Origin of the sequence: Blattabacterium sp. (Periplaneta americana) str. BPLAN (genome assembly GCF_000093165.1) — a bacterium.
In the GTDB taxonomy this organism is placed as follows: domain Bacteria; phylum Bacteroidota; class Bacteroidia; order Flavobacteriales; family Blattabacteriaceae; genus Blattabacterium.
On record NC_013418.2, the window covers coordinates 90,338 to 109,465 of the forward strand.

Annotated in this window: 18 protein-coding genes and 1 tRNA gene; 13 read left to right on the plus strand and 6 right to left on the minus strand. The window is 28.4% G+C overall.

What is annotated here, in order from left to right:
* Positions 1 to 13: 13 nt before the first annotated feature.
* From atpA to ilvA, 11 genes are all read left to right on the plus strand, one after another.
* Complete coding sequence (atpA, locus tag BPLAN_RS00390) at positions 14 to 1,594, plus strand: F0F1 ATP synthase subunit alpha (RefSeq protein ID WP_012821240.1); 1,581 nt, start codon at positions 14 to 16, stop codon at positions 1,592 to 1,594.
* A gap of 10 nt (positions 1,595 to 1,604) precedes the next feature.
* Complete coding sequence (atpG, locus tag BPLAN_RS00395) at positions 1,605 to 2,483, plus strand: ATP synthase F1 subunit gamma (protein ID WP_012821241.1); 879 nt, start codon at positions 1,605 to 1,607, stop codon at positions 2,481 to 2,483.
* Positions 2,484 to 2,565: 82 nt separating this feature from the next.
* On the plus strand, positions 2,566 to 3,555 hold the full coding sequence (gene trpS / locus BPLAN_RS00400; RefSeq protein WP_012821242.1) for a tryptophan--tRNA ligase: 990 nt from the start codon (positions 2,566 to 2,568) through the stop codon (positions 3,553 to 3,555).
* Positions 3,556 to 3,633: 78 nt separating this feature from the next.
* Complete coding sequence (locus tag BPLAN_RS00405) at positions 3,634 to 4,185, plus strand: nucleotide exchange factor GrpE (protein ID WP_012821243.1); 552 nt, start codon at positions 3,634 to 3,636, stop codon at positions 4,183 to 4,185.
* Positions 4,186 to 4,200: 15 nt separating this feature from the next.
* Positions 4,201 to 5,319, plus strand: a complete 1,119-nt coding sequence (gene dnaJ, locus BPLAN_RS00410; protein WP_012821244.1) for a molecular chaperone DnaJ — start codon at positions 4,201 to 4,203, stop codon at positions 5,317 to 5,319.
* A 70-nt stretch (positions 5,320 to 5,389) separates the two neighbouring features.
* Complete coding sequence (gene mnmA / locus BPLAN_RS00415) at positions 5,390 to 6,574, plus strand: tRNA 2-thiouridine(34) synthase MnmA (protein ID WP_012821245.1); 1,185 nt, start codon at positions 5,390 to 5,392, stop codon at positions 6,572 to 6,574.
* Positions 6,575 to 6,932: 358 nt separating this feature from the next.
* Positions 6,933 to 8,618: a dihydroxy-acid dehydratase gene (gene ilvD / locus BPLAN_RS00420; RefSeq protein WP_012821246.1), complete on the plus strand. Its 1,686-nt coding sequence runs from the start codon at positions 6,933 to 6,935 to the stop codon at positions 8,616 to 8,618.
* Positions 8,619 to 8,624: 6 nt separating this feature from the next.
* Positions 8,625 to 10,319 (plus strand): biosynthetic-type acetolactate synthase large subunit, encoded by a 1,695-nt coding sequence (ilvB, locus tag BPLAN_RS00425; protein ID WP_012821247.1) that lies wholly within the window; start codon positions 8,625 to 8,627, stop codon positions 10,317 to 10,319.
* A 23-nt stretch (positions 10,320 to 10,342) separates the two neighbouring features.
* Positions 10,343 to 10,657 carry an acetolactate synthase gene (locus BPLAN_RS00430; protein ID WP_012821248.1) on the plus strand — a complete coding sequence of 105 codons (315 nt, stop codon included), beginning with the start codon at positions 10,343 to 10,345 and terminating at the stop codon, positions 10,655 to 10,657.
* A 27-nt stretch (positions 10,658 to 10,684) separates the two neighbouring features.
* Positions 10,685 to 11,731, plus strand: coding sequence for a ketol-acid reductoisomerase (gene ilvC / locus BPLAN_RS00435; RefSeq protein WP_012821249.1), 1,047 nt, complete (start codon positions 10,685 to 10,687; stop codon positions 11,729 to 11,731).
* A gap of 96 nt (positions 11,732 to 11,827) precedes the next feature.
* On the plus strand, positions 11,828 to 13,093 hold the full coding sequence (gene ilvA, locus BPLAN_RS00440; protein WP_012821250.1) for a threonine ammonia-lyase: 1,266 nt from the start codon (positions 11,828 to 11,830) through the stop codon (positions 13,091 to 13,093).
* Between the two features lie 5 nt (positions 13,094 to 13,098).
* Here the strand turns inward: ilvA and BPLAN_RS00445 are convergent.
* The 3 genes from BPLAN_RS00445 to BPLAN_RS03255 form a co-directional block, all read right to left on the minus strand.
* Positions 13,099 to 13,183: transfer RNA gene (locus tag BPLAN_RS00445), tRNA-Leu, on the minus strand.
* 7 nt (positions 13,184 to 13,190) lie between these two features.
* Positions 13,191 to 13,523: an SDR family oxidoreductase gene (locus tag BPLAN_RS03250; protein WP_083773717.1), complete on the minus strand. Its 333-nt coding sequence runs from the start codon at positions 13,521 to 13,523 to the stop codon at positions 13,191 to 13,193.
* A gap of 25 nt (positions 13,524 to 13,548) precedes the next feature.
* Positions 13,549 to 13,863: an SDR family NAD(P)-dependent oxidoreductase gene (locus BPLAN_RS03255; protein ID WP_083773718.1), complete on the minus strand. Its 315-nt coding sequence runs from the start codon at positions 13,861 to 13,863 to the stop codon at positions 13,549 to 13,551.
* 75 nt (positions 13,864 to 13,938) lie between these two features.
* Here BPLAN_RS03255 and dapB point away from each other — a divergent pair, with 75 nt between their 5' ends.
* Positions 13,939 to 14,649: a 4-hydroxy-tetrahydrodipicolinate reductase gene (gene dapB, locus BPLAN_RS00455; protein ID WP_012821251.1), complete on the plus strand. Its 711-nt coding sequence runs from the start codon at positions 13,939 to 13,941 to the stop codon at positions 14,647 to 14,649.
* 13 nt (positions 14,650 to 14,662) lie between these two features.
* On the plus strand, positions 14,663 to 16,180 hold the full coding sequence (gene lepB / locus BPLAN_RS00460; protein ID WP_012821252.1) for a signal peptidase I: 1,518 nt from the start codon (positions 14,663 to 14,665) through the stop codon (positions 16,178 to 16,180).
* A 4-nt stretch (positions 16,181 to 16,184) separates the two neighbouring features.
* Here the strand turns inward: lepB and BPLAN_RS00465 are convergent, their stop codons facing one another.
* The 3 genes from BPLAN_RS00465 to ribH are packed head-to-tail and all read right to left on the minus strand — an operon-like array spanning position 16,185 to position 19,122.
* Positions 16,185 to 16,886 carry a rhomboid family intramembrane serine protease gene (locus tag BPLAN_RS00465; RefSeq protein ID WP_012821253.1) on the minus strand — a complete coding sequence of 234 codons (702 nt, stop codon included), beginning with the start codon at positions 16,884 to 16,886 and terminating at the stop codon, positions 16,185 to 16,187.
* Positions 16,883 to 18,646, minus strand: coding sequence for a DNA mismatch repair endonuclease MutL (mutL, locus tag BPLAN_RS00470; RefSeq protein ID WP_041178271.1), 1,764 nt, complete (start codon positions 18,644 to 18,646; stop codon positions 16,883 to 16,885). The genes BPLAN_RS00465 and mutL overlap by 4 nt, the downstream gene beginning before the upstream one ends.
* Positions 18,646 to 19,122, minus strand: coding sequence for a 6,7-dimethyl-8-ribityllumazine synthase (gene ribH, locus BPLAN_RS00475; protein WP_012821255.1), 477 nt, complete (start codon positions 19,120 to 19,122; stop codon positions 18,646 to 18,648). The genes mutL and ribH overlap by 1 nt, the downstream gene beginning before the upstream one ends.
* Positions 19,123 to 19,128 lie beyond the last annotated feature (6 nt).

Here is a 19,128-nt window from a genome sequence, read left to right on the forward strand (position 1 = left end):
AGCATTTATTTTCATGTCCGATTTAAAATATTCTGAAATATCATCGATTCTTAAAAAACAATTATCGGATTTTCAATATGAATCAAAATTATCTGAATCAGGGGTTATTGTTCAAGTAGGAGATGGGGTAGCTAGATCTGTTGGATTGAATTCTGTATTTTCTGGAGAAATAGTGGAATTTCACACCGGAATAAAAGGAATAGCCTTGAATTTGGAAGAAGATCATGTAAGTATAGTATTAGTAAATTCATCAAAAGATGTCAAAGAAGGAGATATTGTAAAGCGTACAGGGAAGGTTCTTTCTATCCCAGTTGGAGAAGGGATGCTAGGTCGCGTAGTGGATGTATTAGGAAATCCGATTGATGGAAAAGGTCCTATAGAAGGGAAATTATTTGATATGCCCTTGGAAAGAAAAGCTCCAGGTGTTATTTATAGAGAACCTGTAAAAGAACCTCTTCAAACAGGAATTAAATTTATAGATGCTATGATTCCTATAGGGAGAGGACAAAGAGAATTAATTATTGGAGATCGACAAACAGGAAAGACCACTATAGCCATTGATACTATTCTTAATCAGAAAGAATGGTATAATACAGATAAACAAGTTTATTGTATTTATGTAGCTATAAGTCAAAAAGGATCTACAATAGCAAGAATCACGAAAACTTTAGAGGATAAAGGGGCCATGTCCTATACAGTTATAGTCGCAGCAAATGCTTCTGATCCAGCATCTATACAAGTTTTTGCTCCGTTTTCTGGGACAGCTATTGGAGAATACTTTCGTGATACGGGTCGTTCTTCTTTGGTAATTTATGATGATCTATCCAAACAAGCTGTTTCTTATAGAGAAGTCTCTTTGTTATTACGACGTCCTCCTGGAAGAGAAGCATATCCAGGAGATGTTTTCTATTTGCATTCTAGATTATTAGAACGCGCAGCTAAAATAATAAAAGATACAAAAATAGCTCAAAAAATGAACGATATTCCAGAATCTATCAAAGAATATGTAAAAGGCGGAGGTTCTTTAACCGCACTTCCTATTATTGAAACACAATCTGGAGATGTTTCTTCTTATATTCCTACCAATGTCATTTCTATAACAGATGGACAAATTTTTTTAGAAAAAGATCTATTTCATTCTGGAGTACGTCCTGCAATTAATGAAAGTATTTCTGTTTCCCGGGTAGGAGCTTCTGCTCAAATTCAATCTATGAGAAAAATATCTGGAACTTTGAAATTAGACCAAGCTCAATTTCGAGAATTGGAATCTTTTTCAAAATTTGGTTCTGAATTAGATCCTATAACTATGGAAATTATAGAGAAGGGAAGAAGAAACATAGAAATATTAAAACAACCTCCTCATTCTCCATATAATATATCCGATCAGATTGCTATTATTTATGCTGGAACTAAAAATTTTTTGAAAAAAGTACCTATTGAAAAAATATCCTCTTTTGAAAAGGAATATCTTTTTTATTTAAATGAAAAACACCAAGAATTATTGAAAGATTTGAAAGAAGGGATTTTTAACAAAGAATTAGCTGAAATTCTGAAAATAATAGCCATGGAACTAAGTGAAAAATATTCTTCTTAAGAGAACTTTTATGTCTAATCCAAAAGAAATCAAAAAAAGAATTTTATCTATAGATTCCGTTGTAAAAACAACGGAAGCTATGAAAATGATTTCTATCGTGAAATTACGAAAATCCAAAGAATTGCTTTTACATATAAAAAGATACTCAGAATCTATAGAGCAATTATTTCAACATTTTCTGTTATCATTCCATGATAAATTAGAAAATATTCAGGATAAAAAATATTTTTTTTCTTCAGGAAAAAAGAAATTGTTTATAGTCATAACTTCTAATCGTGGATTATGTGGAGCTTTCAATTCCTTAATTTTTGATAAAATTCATAGATATATTCAAGAAAACGGTTATTTGAAAAAAGATTGTATTTTTTTTTCTATCGGAAAAAAAGGATTTGATTTTTTATCGAGAAAATATAATATGTATAAGAAAAAAAAAAAAATACCAAATAATTTTACTTATAAAGATGTAATCATTTTGGTCAAAGAATTAATTGAAGATTTTTTTTCCAAAAAATTTCATTCAATATATTTGATTTACAATCATCTAAAAAATTCATTCTTTCAAGAAATAATTATAGAACAATTTCTTCCAATTATTTTTACAGATTTTGAAAATAAATCCTCTAATTATTCTATTTTAGAACCATCTAAAGAAGAAATTTTGGATTATATTACTCCTAAATTTCTTAGCGTGAAACTATTTAAAAGTATATTAGAATCATCTACTTCAGAACATACTGCACGTATGATGTCTATGCATAAAGCTACAGAAAGTGCCTCTGACATTAAAAAGAATCTTATGTTGAATTATAATAAAGAAAGACAAACTTCCATTACTAAGGAAATACTTGAAATTATTAGTGGATTAGAAGCTTTAAGTGAAACTAATTAATTAATGGGAGTGAAGGACATTCCGTTTATTGATTACATTTGTTGTTAAGTAATAAGGTTTTTTATTCAACATAAAAAAAATTATGAAAAAAATATTAACAGGAATTCAAAGTACAGGAACTCCTCATTTAGGGAATATTTTGGGAGTTATAATCCCATCTATAAATATGGCTAATAATTCCAAATACTCTTCGTTCATATTTGTGGCAGATTTACATTCACTGATACAAATGAAAGATCTGGAAACTATCCGTTATAATACTTATCAAATTGCGGCAGCATGGTTAGCTTTTGGTTTAAATACAGAAAAAAGCATATTTTATAGACAGTCGGATGTTTCCGAAGTAACTGAATTAGCTTGGTATTTTAATTGTTTTTTTCCTTATCAAAGACTTACATTGGCTCATTCTTTCAAAAGAGAAATCAGTCGGAAAGGGAAAATTAATGTAGGTTTGTTTACATATCCTATGTTAATGGCAGCTGATATATTGCTTTACAATGCAGAAGTCATTCCCGTAGGAAAAGATCAGTTACAACATATAGAAATAACACGCCATATAGCCAGTCATTTAAATAAAAAAATAGGTCAAAAATTATTTGTTTTACCTAAAGCTTTTATACCAATAAAAACTGGATTAGTTCCTGGGACAGATGGAAAAAAAATGAGTAAATCCCAAAAAAATTGGATTAATATTTTTTCTTCAGATGAAATTCTGAAAAAACAAATTATGAGCATTCATACGGATAATAAATCTTTAAAAGAAAAAAAAAATCCGGATAAAGATTGTATAATGGCTTTGTACAGATTGTTAGCTCCACTTGATAGAGTAGAAGAAATGAAAAAAAGATATATAAAGGGAGGATATGGATATTTAGAGGCTAAAAAAGAATTGTATGAGTGTATTCTAAAAAAATTTTCATCTGAAAGGATGAAATTTTCTTCTTTTGTAAAGAATAAATCTTTATTAGATCGTATTTTTTATTTAGGAGCTAAAAAAGCAAGAAATATAGCTTATGAAAGATTAAATAAGATTCGAAAAACTTTCAAATTTAATTCTTTATTTAAGATTTGACATTATGACACAATTATAAAACATGGCAAATCTTTTGCTCCTAGAGCATAAAATTGTTTTCTAAATATTTTTTATGTTATGAATATCAATCAAAAAAATATTGATTCTCAGGATGAAAAGAATCCTGTAGATCTATCTGAAATGGAAAATTCTTGTCAAGAAAAAACAGAACATTCATTAAAAGAAGTAGAAATTTTTAAAGAAAAATTGGAAAAAGAAAAAGATAAATTTTTACGTCTTTTTGCAGAATTTGAAAATTATAAAAAACGTATTCAAAAAGAAAGATTTGATCTTTTTAGATCTGTTCATCAACAAATTATTATAGATTTAATCCCTATTTTAGATGATTTTGAAAGAGGACTTAAAGAGCTGAAAAAATCAAAAGACGAAGCTCTCATTCAAGGAGTATCTCTAATACAGGAAAAACTCATAAAAATTTTAAAAGAAAAAGGATTGAATAAAATAAAAATCAAAAAAGGAGATGATTTTAATACTGATTTTCATGAGGCCATTACACAGATTCCAGCTACAACAGAAAATTTAAAAGGAAAAATTATGGAAATTATAGAATCTGGATATATCCTACAAGAAAGAGTTATACGACATGCCAAAGTTATTACTGGAAAATAATTAACTTTTATCTTCATGGTGAAAAAAGATTATTACGAAGTATTAGGTGTTTCTAGAAATGCTTCTTCAGAAGAAATTAAAAAAGCTTATCGAAAATTAGCCATTAAATATCATCCAGATAAAAATCCGGATAATAAAAAGAAAGCAGAAGAAAAATTCAAAGAAGCAGCTGAAGCTTATGAAATATTAAGCAACCCGGAAAAAAGACAACGTTATGACAAATTTGGACATGCCGGTGTTAAAGGAAGTAGTTCTGGATCGGGAATGAATATGGAAGATATTTTTGCAAATTTTGGAGATATTTTTGCGGATGCCTTTGGAGAGGGATTTTCTAGTTTTGGATTTGGAAAATCAACACGAAATAGAACTATTAAAGGAAGCGATTTGAGAATCAGAGTAAAACTGACCTTAGAAGAAATAGCTAATGGAATAGAAAAAAAAGTAAAAGTAAAAAGATTGAAAGTAGCTAGTGGCGTTCAATTTAAAAATTGCACTTCTTGCAATGGAACGGGTCAAATTACCCGTATAGCTAATACCATTTTAGGGAGAATGCAAACAACTTCTCAATGTTCCATATGCTCTGGAACTGGAAAAAGTATTGATAATATCCCTTCTGGTGCTAATAAACATGGATTAATTAAAGAAGAAGAACTAGTAAATATACAAATACCTGCAGGGCTTACAGAAGGGATTCAACTTAAAGTTTCTGGAAAGGGAAATGAAGCTCCATTTAACGGAATTCCCGGAGATTTAATTGTATTAATTGAAGAAATTCCTCATCCAAAATTAAAAAGAGAAGGCTGTAATCTTCATTATGATTTATATATTTCATTCCCAGACGCAATATTAGGAGCCTCAAAAGAAGTCCCTACCATTAATGGAAAAGCCCGTATTAAAATAGATCCAGGAACACAATCCGGAAAAACTCTCAGATTAAAAAATAAGGGATTACCTAATCTTGAAGGATATGGATCTGGAAGTCTTTTTATTCACGTGAACGTTTGGACTCCAAGAAAAATCAATGAAGAACAGAAAAAATTCTTTGAAAAAATGAGAAAAAATGAAAATTTTCTCCCTCATCCTGGAAATTCAGAAAAATCTTTTTTTGATCGCGTTCGAGAAATGTTTTCTTAATGTGCTCCTTTAAACTTTACAAAAAAAATCTATTCTTTATGAAAACTCCATTTTTTATCTTTTTATTCTGATGCAAAAAAAAAGAGTAGTAGTAGGACTTTCGGGAGGAGTTGATTCTAGTGTGGCAGCATTACTTCTCAAAAAACAAGGTTATGAGGTGATCGGTTTATTTATGCATAACTGGGATGATTCTGTTTTTAATCAATGTACTTGGAAAGAAGATAGTATTGATGCTTTATTGGTAGCTAAAGATTTAAATATTCCTTTTCAAGTAGTAGAAATGAAAAAAGAATACGAAGAATCTATTATTAATTACATGTTTGACGGATATAGATCTGGGAAAACTCCTAATCCAGATATTTTGTGTAACCGAGAAATAAAATTCAATGTTTTTTTGAAAAAATCCATTGATTTAGGGGCTGATTTTATTGCAACAGGTCATTACGTTAATAAAAAAAAAATTATAAAAAATAATAAAATCATATATCGTCTTCTTGTTGGAAAAGATTCTAATAAAGATCAATCCTATTTTTTATGTCAGTTAACACAATATCAATTGAAAAAATCTCTATTCCCATTAGGTTCATTGACTAAAAATCAAGTTCGGAAAATAGCGGAAAAAAATGGATTATGTAATGCATATAAAAAAGATTCTCAAGGATTGTGTTTTGTAGGGAAAATTCAATTATCCAGATTTCTTCAAAAAAAAATCTTTCCAAAAAAAGGAGAAATCGTTATGATTGATTCAAACGCCTTAATGTATCATCCAAAAAAAAAATCCTTTTTGTCAAAGGAAGAAGAATTGTTTTTTTTATCCAAAAGAAAAAAATATCAGAAATCAGATGGAAAAGTAATTGGATATCATCAGGGAGCTCAATTTTTTACAAAAGGACAACGAAAAGGGATTTCTATAGGAGGATATAAGAAAGCTCTTTTTGTGATTGAAACCGATATTAAAGAAAATATAGTTTATACAGGGATGGGGAAAAATCATCCAGGTTTATATAAAAAATCCTTATTTATTCAGGAAAAAGACATTCATTGGATTCGGGAGGACATAGCTCTCTTAAATGGAGAAAAAATGGAGGTTTTTTGTAGAATTCGTTACAGACAACCTTTGCAAAAAGCCTTGTTATACAAAATCAAAAACGGAATGTTTATAGAATTTGAAATTTTACAATGTGCTATTACCGAAGGACAATTCGCTGTATGGTATTTGGATAAAGAATTAATAGGATCAGGCATTATTTCATAAATTATTATAATATTTATCAGGATAGATTTATTTTTTTAAATATTGAATCTATTTTTTGAGATAAAAATTGTATTATTTCAAAAAAAAATGTGTTTTTTTTTTTGAAATAATAAAATACTTTATACAAACGAATTCTCAATTATAAACTTTACAATATTTTCATTAATAAATAGAAAAATCAATGATATTATAAAAATAAATACAGAAAAAACACTTTTATATAATCTATTTTTTTCATATTTTTGCATATTATATAATTTATGATATGCATAAGTAAATTTTCTTAAAGGAATAGTATTTTTTTTAATCCCTACTTGATAATCGATTCAGTAGGGCTTTTTGATTTATAAAACATCTCATGAAAAAAAGAATTAATAATTTTAGCAGAAAAATTACGGAAGAACCTAATTTACCAGCTTCACACGCTATGCTTTATGCCACAGGGTTAAAAGAAACGGATTTTTGTAAAGCTCAAATAGGAATAGTTAGTAACTGGTATGAAGGAAATCCTTGTAATATGCATTTGAATCAACTAGGAAAAAAGATAAAATCTTCGATCATAAATAAAAATTTAATAGGATTTCAATTTACTACTATAGGAGTGAGTGATGGAATTACTATGGGGACCTATGGGATGAGGTATTCACTTCCTTCCAGAGAATTAATAGCGGATAGTATAGAAACCGTGGTAGATTCACATCATTATGATGGAGTCATAGCTATACCTGGATGTGATAAAAATCTGCCAGGAGTTATGATGGCTTTACTAAGATTAAATAGACCTTCGATTATTGTCTATGGAGGTAGTATCTCTTCAGGTTATTATAATGAAAAAAAATTAGACATTGTTTCTTCTTTTGAGGCTTTAGGTAAAAAAAATACTTGTAAAATATCAGAAAAAGAATATAAAGATATTGTAAAAAATTCCTGTCCAGGACCTGGAGCTTGCGGAGGAATGTACACAGCTAATACCATGGCTTCTGCTTTAGAAGCTATGGGAATGACCTTGCCTTATTCTTCGTCTTCTCCATCCACAAGTGAAAATAAAAAAATAGAGTGTGAAGAAGTTTCGATTTTTATTAAAAAACTTCTAGAAAAAAACATAAAGCCTAAAGATATTGTCACAAAAACTTCTATAGAAAATGGAGTGAAACTAGCTATGTGTTTAGGTGGATCTACTAATTTAGTTTTACACTTTTTAGCTATTGCTAAATCCGCAAATATAAATTTTACTTTAAAAGACTTTCAAAAAATTAGTAATCAAGTCCCTCTTCTTGGAAATCTAAAACCAAGTGGAGTTTTTTTAATGGAGGATATCCATATGTATATTGGAGGGATGCCCGTTATTATAAAATATTTATTAAATGAAGGAATTTTATCTGGAGATTGTATAACAGTGACGGGGGAAACTTTATCTGAAAATATGAAAAATGTCCCGAATATGACTTTTAATCAAAAAATTATTTATTCCTTAAAAAAACCAATCAAGAAAGATGGACATATCCGAATTTTATATGGAAACATTTCTCCAGAGGGATCCATAGCAAAAATTACTGGTAAGGAAGGAATAATTTTTAGAGGAAAAGCGAATGTTTTTAATTCAGAAGAAGAGGCAAATCAAGCTATTTTAAATCATCAAATTCATCATGGAGATGTTGTGGTCATTAGATATGTAGGTCCAATAGGAGGCCCAGGAATGCCTGAAATGCTTAAACCAACGTCTTATATTATGGGTTCTGGATTAGGAAAAAATGTAGCTCTTATTACGGATGGAAGGTTTTCTGGGGGATCACATGGATTTGTTGTCGGACATATTACTCCAGAAGCCCAATCTGGAGGACCAATAGCTTTGATTAAAAATGGAGATTTCATTAAAATAGATGCAGAAAATAATACTCTAACTCTTGAAGTAGAAGATGAGGAAATAAAAAGAAGAAAGAAAATTTGGACGCCACCTGTATTAAAAGTGAAAAGAGGGTATCTATATAAATATATAAAAACCGTTTCTCCAGCTTCCGAAGGTTGTATTACAGATCAATTTTAATTGTGTATGGAAAAAAAGTTATTCTCTGGTTCAGAAATAGTAATAAAAACTCTTTTATATGAAGAAGTAGAATATATTTTTGGATATCCAGGTGGAGCTATTATGCCTATATATGATTCTTTACACGATTATTTAAATATGATTTCTCATATCTTAATGCGTCATGAACAAGGATCTATTCATGCCGCACAAGGTTATGCTAGAGCTACTGGAAAAATAGGTGTATGTTTTACGACATCCGGTCCTGGAGCTACCAATTTAATTACTGGATTAGCAGACGCCTTAATAGATAGTACTCCTATCGTGTGTATTACTGGACAAGTATCTTCTCATCTTTTAGGTACTGATGCTTTTCAGGAAACGAATATTATAGATATTTCTATTCCTGTAACCAAGTGGAATACTCAAGTTTTGAAAGCGAAAGATATTTGTGAGTCTATTCAAAAAGGATTTTTTATAGCTAAAAAAGGGAGACCAGGACCCGTATTAATAGATATCACCAAAGATGCTCAATTTCAAAAAACTGAATTTCTTTATAATCGTTGTAAATATGTTAAAAATTTTCATCCATATCCTTGTATAAAAGAAAAAAGAATAAGAGAAGCCGCTGATTTAATCAATTCGTCTAAAAAACCTTTAATTCTTGTAGGACAAGGAGTGATTTTAGCTCATGCAGAAGATGAATTTAAAAAATTTATCGAAAAAACTGGAATTCCAGTTGCTAGTACCCTTTTAGGATTAGGAAGTTTAGAAAGTCATCATCGCCTACATGTAGGAATGCTAGGAATGCATGGAAATTACGCCCCTAATATTCTAACCAATCAGTGTGATATTCTTATTGCTATAGGCATGCGTTTTGATGATCGTGTTACAGGAGATGTAAAGAAATATGCGAAACAAGCTAAAATTATCCATTTAGAAATAGATCCTTCTGAAGTTAACAAAAATATATTATGCCATATTCCTATTTTAGGAGATTGTAAAATTTCCTTAAAGAAATTGACTTCTTATGTCAAAGAATCTACTCATGAAAAATGGATAGAAAAATTCTATCAATTAAGAAAAAAAGAAGAAGAATTCGTCATAGAAAAGGATCTTCATCCAATGAAAGAGGGAATGACCATGGGGGAAGTGATTAAGTGGATAAATCAATATAAACAAAAAAATGCCATACTTGTCACAGACGTAGGGCAACATCAAATGATAGCTTCTAGATATTTTGATTTTACCTATAAAAAAAGTCAGATAACTTCTGGAGGTCTAGGAACCATGGGGTTTGCTTTACCTGCTTCTATAGGAGCAAAATTAGGGGAAAAAGAAAGACAAGTCATCTGTATTGTTGGAGATGGAGGGATTCAAATGACTATACAAGAAATGGGGACTATTTTACAGAATAACATTCCTATAAAAATTATATTACTAAATAATAATTTTTTGGGAATGGTTCGTCAATGGCAACAACTTTTTTTTGATAAACGTTATTCTTGTACAGAATTAGTTAATCCAAATTTTGTAAAATTAGCCGATGCTTACAATATTGAAGCAGAAAGAGTCAATAAAAGAGATGAATTAGAAATGGCTGTTAAAAAAGCATTAGGGAAAGAGAATGCTTTTTTGTTAGAAATAGTAGTAGAACAAGAGGATAATGTTTTTCCTATGATTCCTGCAGGAGCTTCTGTAGATGAAATTCGTTTAACATAATAATAATAAATAATAAAAATACTATGAAGCATCAATTCAGAATAATAATTTTAGTGGAAAATCAAATAAGATTGTTGAGTAGAATACTTGTTATATTGAATCGTAGAAATTTAAAAATTAATCATATCAATGTCTCTCATAATGAAAATGATCCCATAGATATGGATAACGTTCAATATATTCTCGATTTAGAATGTCACGAGGAACAATTGATTAAATTGACAAAATTAATTGAAAAATTAATTGGCATCATTCATGTTTACTCTTTCAAAATCAAAGAAAAAAATTCCAGAGAAAATTCCTGGAAACAAATAGATTTACCGTTAGCAACATCTTAATTAAGAAAATTAAATTTTAAATAAATCATGAAAATAAAATTTGGATCTGTAGAAGAAACGATTGTAACAAGAGAAGAGTTTCCATTATCGAATGCTAAAGAAATCTTAAATAAAGAAACTATTTCTGTATTAGGATATGGAGTTCAAGGACCTGGTCAATCTCTTAATCTAAAGGATAATGGTTTTAGAGTCATTGTGGGACAAAGAAGAAATTCTTTATCTTGGAAAAAAGCTTTAGAAGATGGATGGATTGAAGGAAAGAATCTTTTTTCCTTAGAAGAGGCTTCTGAAAGGGGAACTATACTGATGTATTTGCTATCAGATGCTGGTCAAATTTCTTTTTGGCCTACTCTTCATAAAAATCTGACCAAAGGAAAATCTTTATACTTTTCGCATGGATTGGGATTAACATTTTGTGAAAAAACTAAAATTCATCCTCCTAAAGATATAGATATTTTTTTAGTAGCCCCAAAAGGTTCAGGAACAAGTTTAAGGAAACTTTTTAAACAAGGAAAAGGAATTAATTCTAGTTATGCCATTTATCAGGATTATAGTGGAAAAAGTTTAAAAAAAGCTCTTTCTATAGGTATAGGAATTGGATCTGGATATTTATTTGAAACAACTTTTCAAAAAGAAGTCTATTCTGATTTAGTAGGAGAAAGAGGAACTTTAATGGGAGCCATACAGGGAATTTTTTCCGCTCAATATCAGATTTTAAGAGAAAAAGGGCATTCTCCTTCGGAATCTTTCAACGAGACAGTAGAAGAATTAACTCAAAGTCTTATGCCATTAGTTTCAGAAAATGGAATGGATTGGATGTATGCTAATTGTTCTACCACTGCACAAAGAGGTGCTTTAGATTGGTGGAGAAAATTTAGAGATGCTACTTTACCTGTATTTAGAAGTTTATATCAAGAAGTTTCTTCAGGAAACGAGGTTGAAAGAATTATAGAGGAGAATAGCCTTCCAGATTATAGATTGAAATTAGAAAAAGAATTGACTTCTCTTCGAGAAAGTGAATTATGGAAAGTAGGGAAGATGATTCGTGATCTCAGACCAGAAGAAAAAAAGTAAATATATAGTGAATTAATTAATTCACTATATATTTAACTACATAAAAAGAAAAGAAACAAGAAATTATTTTATTGACATTTTTTTATTTTTAAAATATTGAAAAATAAATTCTATTTTCCTTCTTATGAAGAAGTTGTTAAGGCTAAAAACCTATTAAAAGATATTATTTATGAAACTCCCTTGCAGAGAAATTCTCTTTTGTCTGAAAAATATCAAGCTAATATTTTTTTGAAAAGAGAAGATTTGCAGATTATACGTTCTTATAAAATTAGAGGAGCATATAATAAAATAAAAAGTTTATCCCATATAGAAGAACTAAAAAAGGGAATTGTTTGTGCTAGTGCAGGAAATCATGCACAAGGTGTAGCTTATTCTTGTAATATATTACAATTACCAGGAAAAATTTATATGCCTAGTACTACTCCTAAACAAAAAGTAGAAAGAGTTAAAATGTTTGGAAAAGAAAATGTGGAAATTGTTCTTATTGGAGATACTTTCGATGCGGTAAGTTATGAAGCAATGAAAGATTGCAAAAAGAATAAAAAAATATTCATTCATCCTTTTGATGATATTAAAATTATTGAAGGTCAGGCTACTGTAGGTTTAGAAATTTTAAAACAATCTAATGATCACTCTATTGATTACGTTTTTCTTCCTATTGGAGGAGGAGGTTTGGCTTCAGGCGTAGGAAGTATTTTTAAACAATTTAGTCCAAAAACTAAAATCATAGGAGTAGAACCTCAGGGCGCTCCATCTATGAGTTATTCTTTAAAAAAAGGAAAAGTAATAGAATTAAAAACCATAGATAGATTTATTGATGGGGCTTCAGTAAAAAAAGTAGGAGAATTAAACTTTAACATATGTAATCGAGTTTTATCTGAAATAAAGACAGTCCCGGAAGGGAAGGTTTGTACTACTATTTTAGATTTATATAATTTGGAAGCTATTGTAGCCGAACCAGCTGGAGCCCTTTCAATATCTGCATTAGATTTTTATTCTAAAAAAATAAAAGGAAAGACTATAGTTTGTGTATTAAGTGGTGGAAATAACGATATTACTAGAACAGAAGAGATAAGAGAAAGATCCCTTTTATATGAAGAAAAAAAACATTATTTTATTGTAAAGTTTCCACAAAGAGCAGGATCCTTAAAAGAATTTGTTAATAATATTTTGGGTCCAAAAGATGATATTGCTTATTTTGAATACTCGAAAAAAAATTCTAAAGAAGAAGGGCCAGCCATAATAGGAATAGAATTAGCAGATAAGAATGAATTTTCTGGATTACTAGGAAGAATGAAAAAATATAAAGTTCATTTTCAGTATCTAAATAAAGATCCGGATTTATTTCGTGTTCTTATATAAATTTGTACCCACGACTGGATTTGAACCAGCACATCCTAATCGGATACCACCCCCTCAAGGTGACGTGTCTACCAATTCCACCACGTGGGCTTTTAGATTAAGAAGAAATAGGGATTGTTTTTCCATTAAAAAAGGAATAAATACATTTTTCCATTTTTTTAGAAGAAATAGAAGAATTATACCAACAAGGAAAAGCTGTTTTTAACATTTTAGATTGTCCTGCTCCTAATGCTAAACAATTTACACGAGGTCCATTTTTTTCCTCTTTAAATTCTTCAGCTAGAACTTCTGTTAGATTAGATAAGGCCGCTTTAGAAGAACTATATACAGATAATCCAGAAAATTTTTTAGTATTTGGAATTCCTCCCATGCTGCCAATATTCACAATATGACTTTTTTTTCCCATATAGGGTTTTACTAATTGTATCATTTTTATAGGAACAAAAATATTTACTTCATAAGAATAAATAATATATATCTTGGTCTTTTAATTTATCGAAATTTTTTTTCACTAAAAAACAGGCATTATTAATAAGTATATCTACGAACATCCATTCCCATAAAATTTTTTCTATTTTTTTATAGGAATATTTTTTGGTTAAGTCCATTTCTAATGGAATAAAAATTCCAAATGGGTGATTTTTTAATTTTAATAATTTACTTACATCTCTGGATATAGCTAAAACATCATGTCCCATATTTAAGAATTCTTTTGCTATTTCATATCCTATTCCATTTCCTCCACCTGTAATTATTACTTTTTTCTTCATCCTTTCGTAAAGATAATTTATTTTTACTTAATAAAATTGATTTATATTATTATACATTAATTTAAAAAAAAGAATATGAATATAGCAATAATAGGATATGGAAGAATGGGAAAATCTGTAGAAAAAATAGCGAAAATTAGAAATCATCAAATTTCCTTTTTTTCTAATGAAAGTCCTAATTACATTTCCTTGAAAAATACGGATGTGGCTATAGAATTTACTCAGCCAGACTCTGCTTTTAAAAATATAAAAATTTGTTTGGAAAATAATATCCCTATAGTATGTGGAACTACAGGATGGCTAGATAAATTTCATTTTATTAAGAATCTTTGTGAAAAAAAAAACGGAACTTTTTTATATTCTTCTAATTTCAGTATAGGGATGAATATATTTTTCGAGATCAATCATCAACTATCAAAATTTTTATCTAGATACGCCACAGATTATGAAGTAAAAATTGAGGAAATTCATCATAAAGAAAAAATAGATAAACCTAGTGGAACGGCTATTTCTTTAGCAAAAGATATTATTAATAATAAAATGAAAAAAGCATGGATTTTAGATAAGAAAGATACAAAAGATCAAGTCTTAATCATTTCCAAAAGATTGGAAAAAATTACGGGAACACATATAGTGACATATCAATCTAAAATAGAAGATATAGAAATACAACACAATGCTCATAGCAGAGAAGGATTTGCATTAGGAGCCATTATAGCTGCAGAATGGATTAAAAATAAAAAAGGATTTTTTTCTATGAAAGATGTATTAGGATTAGGAATATAGATTGATATGTATTATGTATCAATATCTTTTTTTTAGTGGAATTTTTTTATTTTTTGAACATATTATTCATGTTTTAGGGACATGGAGACTTTTAAAAAAAATGGGAATCAGTTATCTTCAACAAATAATTCCTATATACAATATTGTTTTTCTTTTAAAAATTTCTCATAGACCTATTTGGTGGATTTTTCTTTTATTTATTCCATTAACAAGTATTTTTTTGCTTATAACTTTATGGATAGATTTACTTCGTCTTTTTGGAAATACAAGTAAAAAAGATATTTTTTTATTTTTTCTATCTCTAGGAGGATATATCTATTATATAAATTACTCTAAAAAACTGGAAACATCCAAAATAATCTATAAAGAGAAAAAAAATACAGGATCAAATATCCTATTTGCTATGATTCTTTCTTTTCTGACACACACTTATATAGTTCAACCATTTGCCATTCCTACTTCTTCTATGGAAGGATCTTTACTAGTAGGTGATTTTATATTAGTCAGTAAAATTCATTATGGATTGCGAATGCCTATAACTCCAATATTTATCCCTTTTACACATAACACTATTATAGGTAAATGGAAATCTTATATTTCTTTTTTTCAATGGCCTTATTTCCGTTTATCTCCTATACAATCTATAAGAAGGAATGATATTGTAGTTTTTAATTTTCCTAAAGATTTAAATCATCAAGTGATAGATAGAAAAGAAAACTATGTCAAACGTTGTGTAGGTTTACCGGGAGATATAATTTCTATTAAAAATGGAATTTTATTTGTAAATAAAAAACAGGAACAAGAAAATGGGTCTCCCTATCAGATAAAAAAACAACAAGTTTATCTTATTAAAACAAAAAATATTCCATTAAATATAGAATTTCTTAAAGAAAATATGGATATAGAAGATATTGATATAATAGGGGAAAAAAATGACGAATATTTTTATCAAATTATGTTGACTGAAAAGAAAGCAATACAGATCAGTAATTTATTTGAAAATATAATTTATATCAAGAAATACCTATTACCAAGAAATTTTTCGGAAGATTCTATATTTCCAAGCTATTTTGGTTGGAACAGAGATTTTTTTGGCCCTTTGTATATCCCTAAGAAGGGAGATATTATTAAATTAAATTCAAAAAATATTCATATCTATTATGATATTCTTGTATATGAAGGAAATAAAATAAAAAAAGAACGTTCATGTTTTGTCATCAATAATAAAAAAAATAATCATTATAAAATACAAAAAAACTATTACTTCATGATGGGAGATAATAGACATAATTCTTCCGATTCTCGTTATTGGGGGTTCGTTTCGGAAGATCATATAGTAGGAAAACCCATATTCATATGGATGAGTATAGATTGGGATCGAAAAAATCCTTTAAATTTTCTCAATTGGAAATTTCGTTGGGATCGTATTATGACTACAGTAGATGGAAAGAACTCCTATTTATCCTTTTTTTTTGCATTTTTATTTATATATTTTTCTTATTTCCTCTTTTATAAAAAAAATCCTGAATGATTTCTTAAAAGCGATTTTCTTTTTTTAGAAAAAAATTTCCTATAAAATAACCAGATAATATTCCTCCGATGTGAGCAAAATGTGCTACTCCAGGCGCCAAATTAAAAAGAGCCGAAATCAAACTCCCAAAAATAAAAATCAGAAGAGCTTTTCGTACAGCAATTGGAAAAGGGAATGGTAAAATAAATATTTTATGTTCTGGAAAATATCTAGCAAAAGCCCCTACTATCCCACTTACAGCTCCAGAAGCCCCCATCATTGGAGAATACATAGAACTGTAAAGATTGATACGTTGTTCTTGATTTAAATAATCAAATGTTCTTTTTGCTTGGGAAAAATCCAATGAATGAACGAAATAATAAAGAATACTAGTATTGAACACTAATTGTAATAACGCAGCTAAAATACCTGATAAAAAATAGGTGACCAAAAATTTTTTAATTCCTAACAAAGTTTCCATTTGGCCTCCAAACATGAATAAGGCTAACATGTTGAAAACAATGTGCAGAAAAAGACGCTTGGAATGTACAAACATATGAGTAAAAATCTGATAGAATTCAAATCTATTATCCAAAGGATGATATAAAGAAAGAATATTTTCTATTTTATATTGTGAAAAAACAAAAGTAGCTGTATATACAAGTATATTAATACTAATTAAGTGTTTGACAGCATCTGAATTAAAATTTGATATATAAAAATTCACTTACGAAATTGTTTTTTTAAAAAATTGTTATTTAACACAAAAAATACAGGATCTCCTGTATACGTGTAACTTGTATTTTCACAAGAAAAAAAATCTCTAATTAAACATTTCATTTTATTAGAATGTAATTTTGTCCCGTATTTTATGGCAGCAGATTGAGCTATAGATTTAATAAGTATTTTTTTGTTATTTTTTTCTCCTTTAGCAAAATTATATGTTAAAATATTGTGAAAAATTTCAACCAGAATATTTTGATGTATCTTTTCCGGAATAGAATATAAGTAGGCAGATTTTTTACAAAAGTATAAATGAAATCCCATTTCAATTAAGTCATCTTTAATGTTATTTAATGAATTTAATTCATGCTTTAACAGTCTCACTTCAATTGGAAAAAGAAACTGTTGGCTTATTAATTTTTTTTTTCTTTTTTGAAAAAAAAATTCAAATAATATATTTTGATGAGCTCTATGTTGATCTACCAGGATGAGATTTTCCTCCTTCCATGGAAAAATTATATATTTTCCATTTATCTGAAAAGTTTTTATATCTTTTTCATTAGAAACATAGCTAGATAATTTTTTTGTAAAATGAATATCGATAAAAAAATCTGATTTTTTCATTTTTTGGATCAAATTCTCTAACTGAATTACTTTTTTTTTATAAGAAAGATCTTCAAAAAAAGAATTATAATGATTCATTAAAAAAAATGGTTCTTTAGAGGAATTACAAGAAAATGAAAAATCTGAATGATTTAAATCCTCTTTTTTGACCTTATATTGACAACATAAAACATTTTTTATTTCCTGTTGAATCATATTTCCAACTAGATCTTCTTCCTCCAATTTTGCTTCTTTTTTTGTAGGATGAATATTCCAATTTACTAAACTGGGATCTATATGAATAAAAATAAAATAGGAAACTGTTTTTAAATTTTTTAAAATTCCATCATAAGCGGAAAGAATTTTTCTATGCAAGAAATTATTTGTGATGCTCCGTTGGTTAACAAATAGAAATTGATCTCCTTTTCGTTGTACATAAGCATCTGGGTGACTAACAAAACCTTCTATAAGAATTCGACTTTTTTTGATGATAATTGGTATTAATATTTTATTTTTTTTACTAAAAATTTCTTGAATTCTATCCTTTAAAGAAGCCTTTTTAAAAGAAAAAAGAATTTTATCATTATGATAAAAACGATAGACAATATCTCTATGTGCTAAAACGATTTTATAAAATTCATTAACAATATGTTTAAATTCTATTCGGGAAGATTTTAAAAACCGTCTCCTAGCAGGAATTTTATAGAAAATGTTTTTCACAGAGATTCTAGTCCCTTGAAGCATATTTATGGGAATTTGTTTTTTTATTTTTCCTTCTTCTATAAAAAGATGAAATCCCATAACATTTTCTTTATTTTTAGTTTGTATTTCTAGTTCAGAAATGAAAGCAATGGAAGCTAATGCTTCTCCACGAAATCCTTTCGTTCTAATTCTAAAAAGGTCCTCATTGGTTTTTATTTTAGAAGTAGTATATCGCTGAAAACTCATTCTAGCATCATTAAAACTCATTCCATTTCCGTTGTCTATTAATTGAATTAAAGTTTTTCCTGAATCTCTTATAAATACATCAATCATTTTAGCCTTTGCATCTATTGAATTTTCCATAAGTTCTTTTAATACAGAAGAAGGACGTTGTATTACTTCACCCGCAGCAATTTGATTGATCACTTTTTTAGGTAATAATTGAATAGAATTATTCATCATTCAATAGATTTACGAAAAATAGCCATAGATAAAGCTGTTTTAGCGCATTCTATGCCTTTATTTCCTTTTTTTCCACCGGATCTATCCAAAGATTGCTGTTTATTTTTGTCAGTAAGAACACAAAATATAACTGGAACATCATATTGAATATTTATATCCTTTATTCCTTGTGAAACCGCTTGAGAAATATACTTAAAATGAGAAGTTTCTCCTTGTATAAGAGATCCTATGACAATAATAGAATCAAAATTATAACAAAGAGCTATTTTTTTAGCTGAATAAATGAGTTCATAGCTTCCTGGAACTTTCCAGGTTTTGATTCTTTCTTTTAAAATTCCTGATTGAATTAAAGTTTCATATGCTCCTTTATATAGTTTATCGGTAATATCATTATTCCATTGTGACACTATAATAGCAAATCTTAGATTCTTGTTTTTTAATTTATCTATTTGATATACAGGAGTTTTTTTCATGTAAAA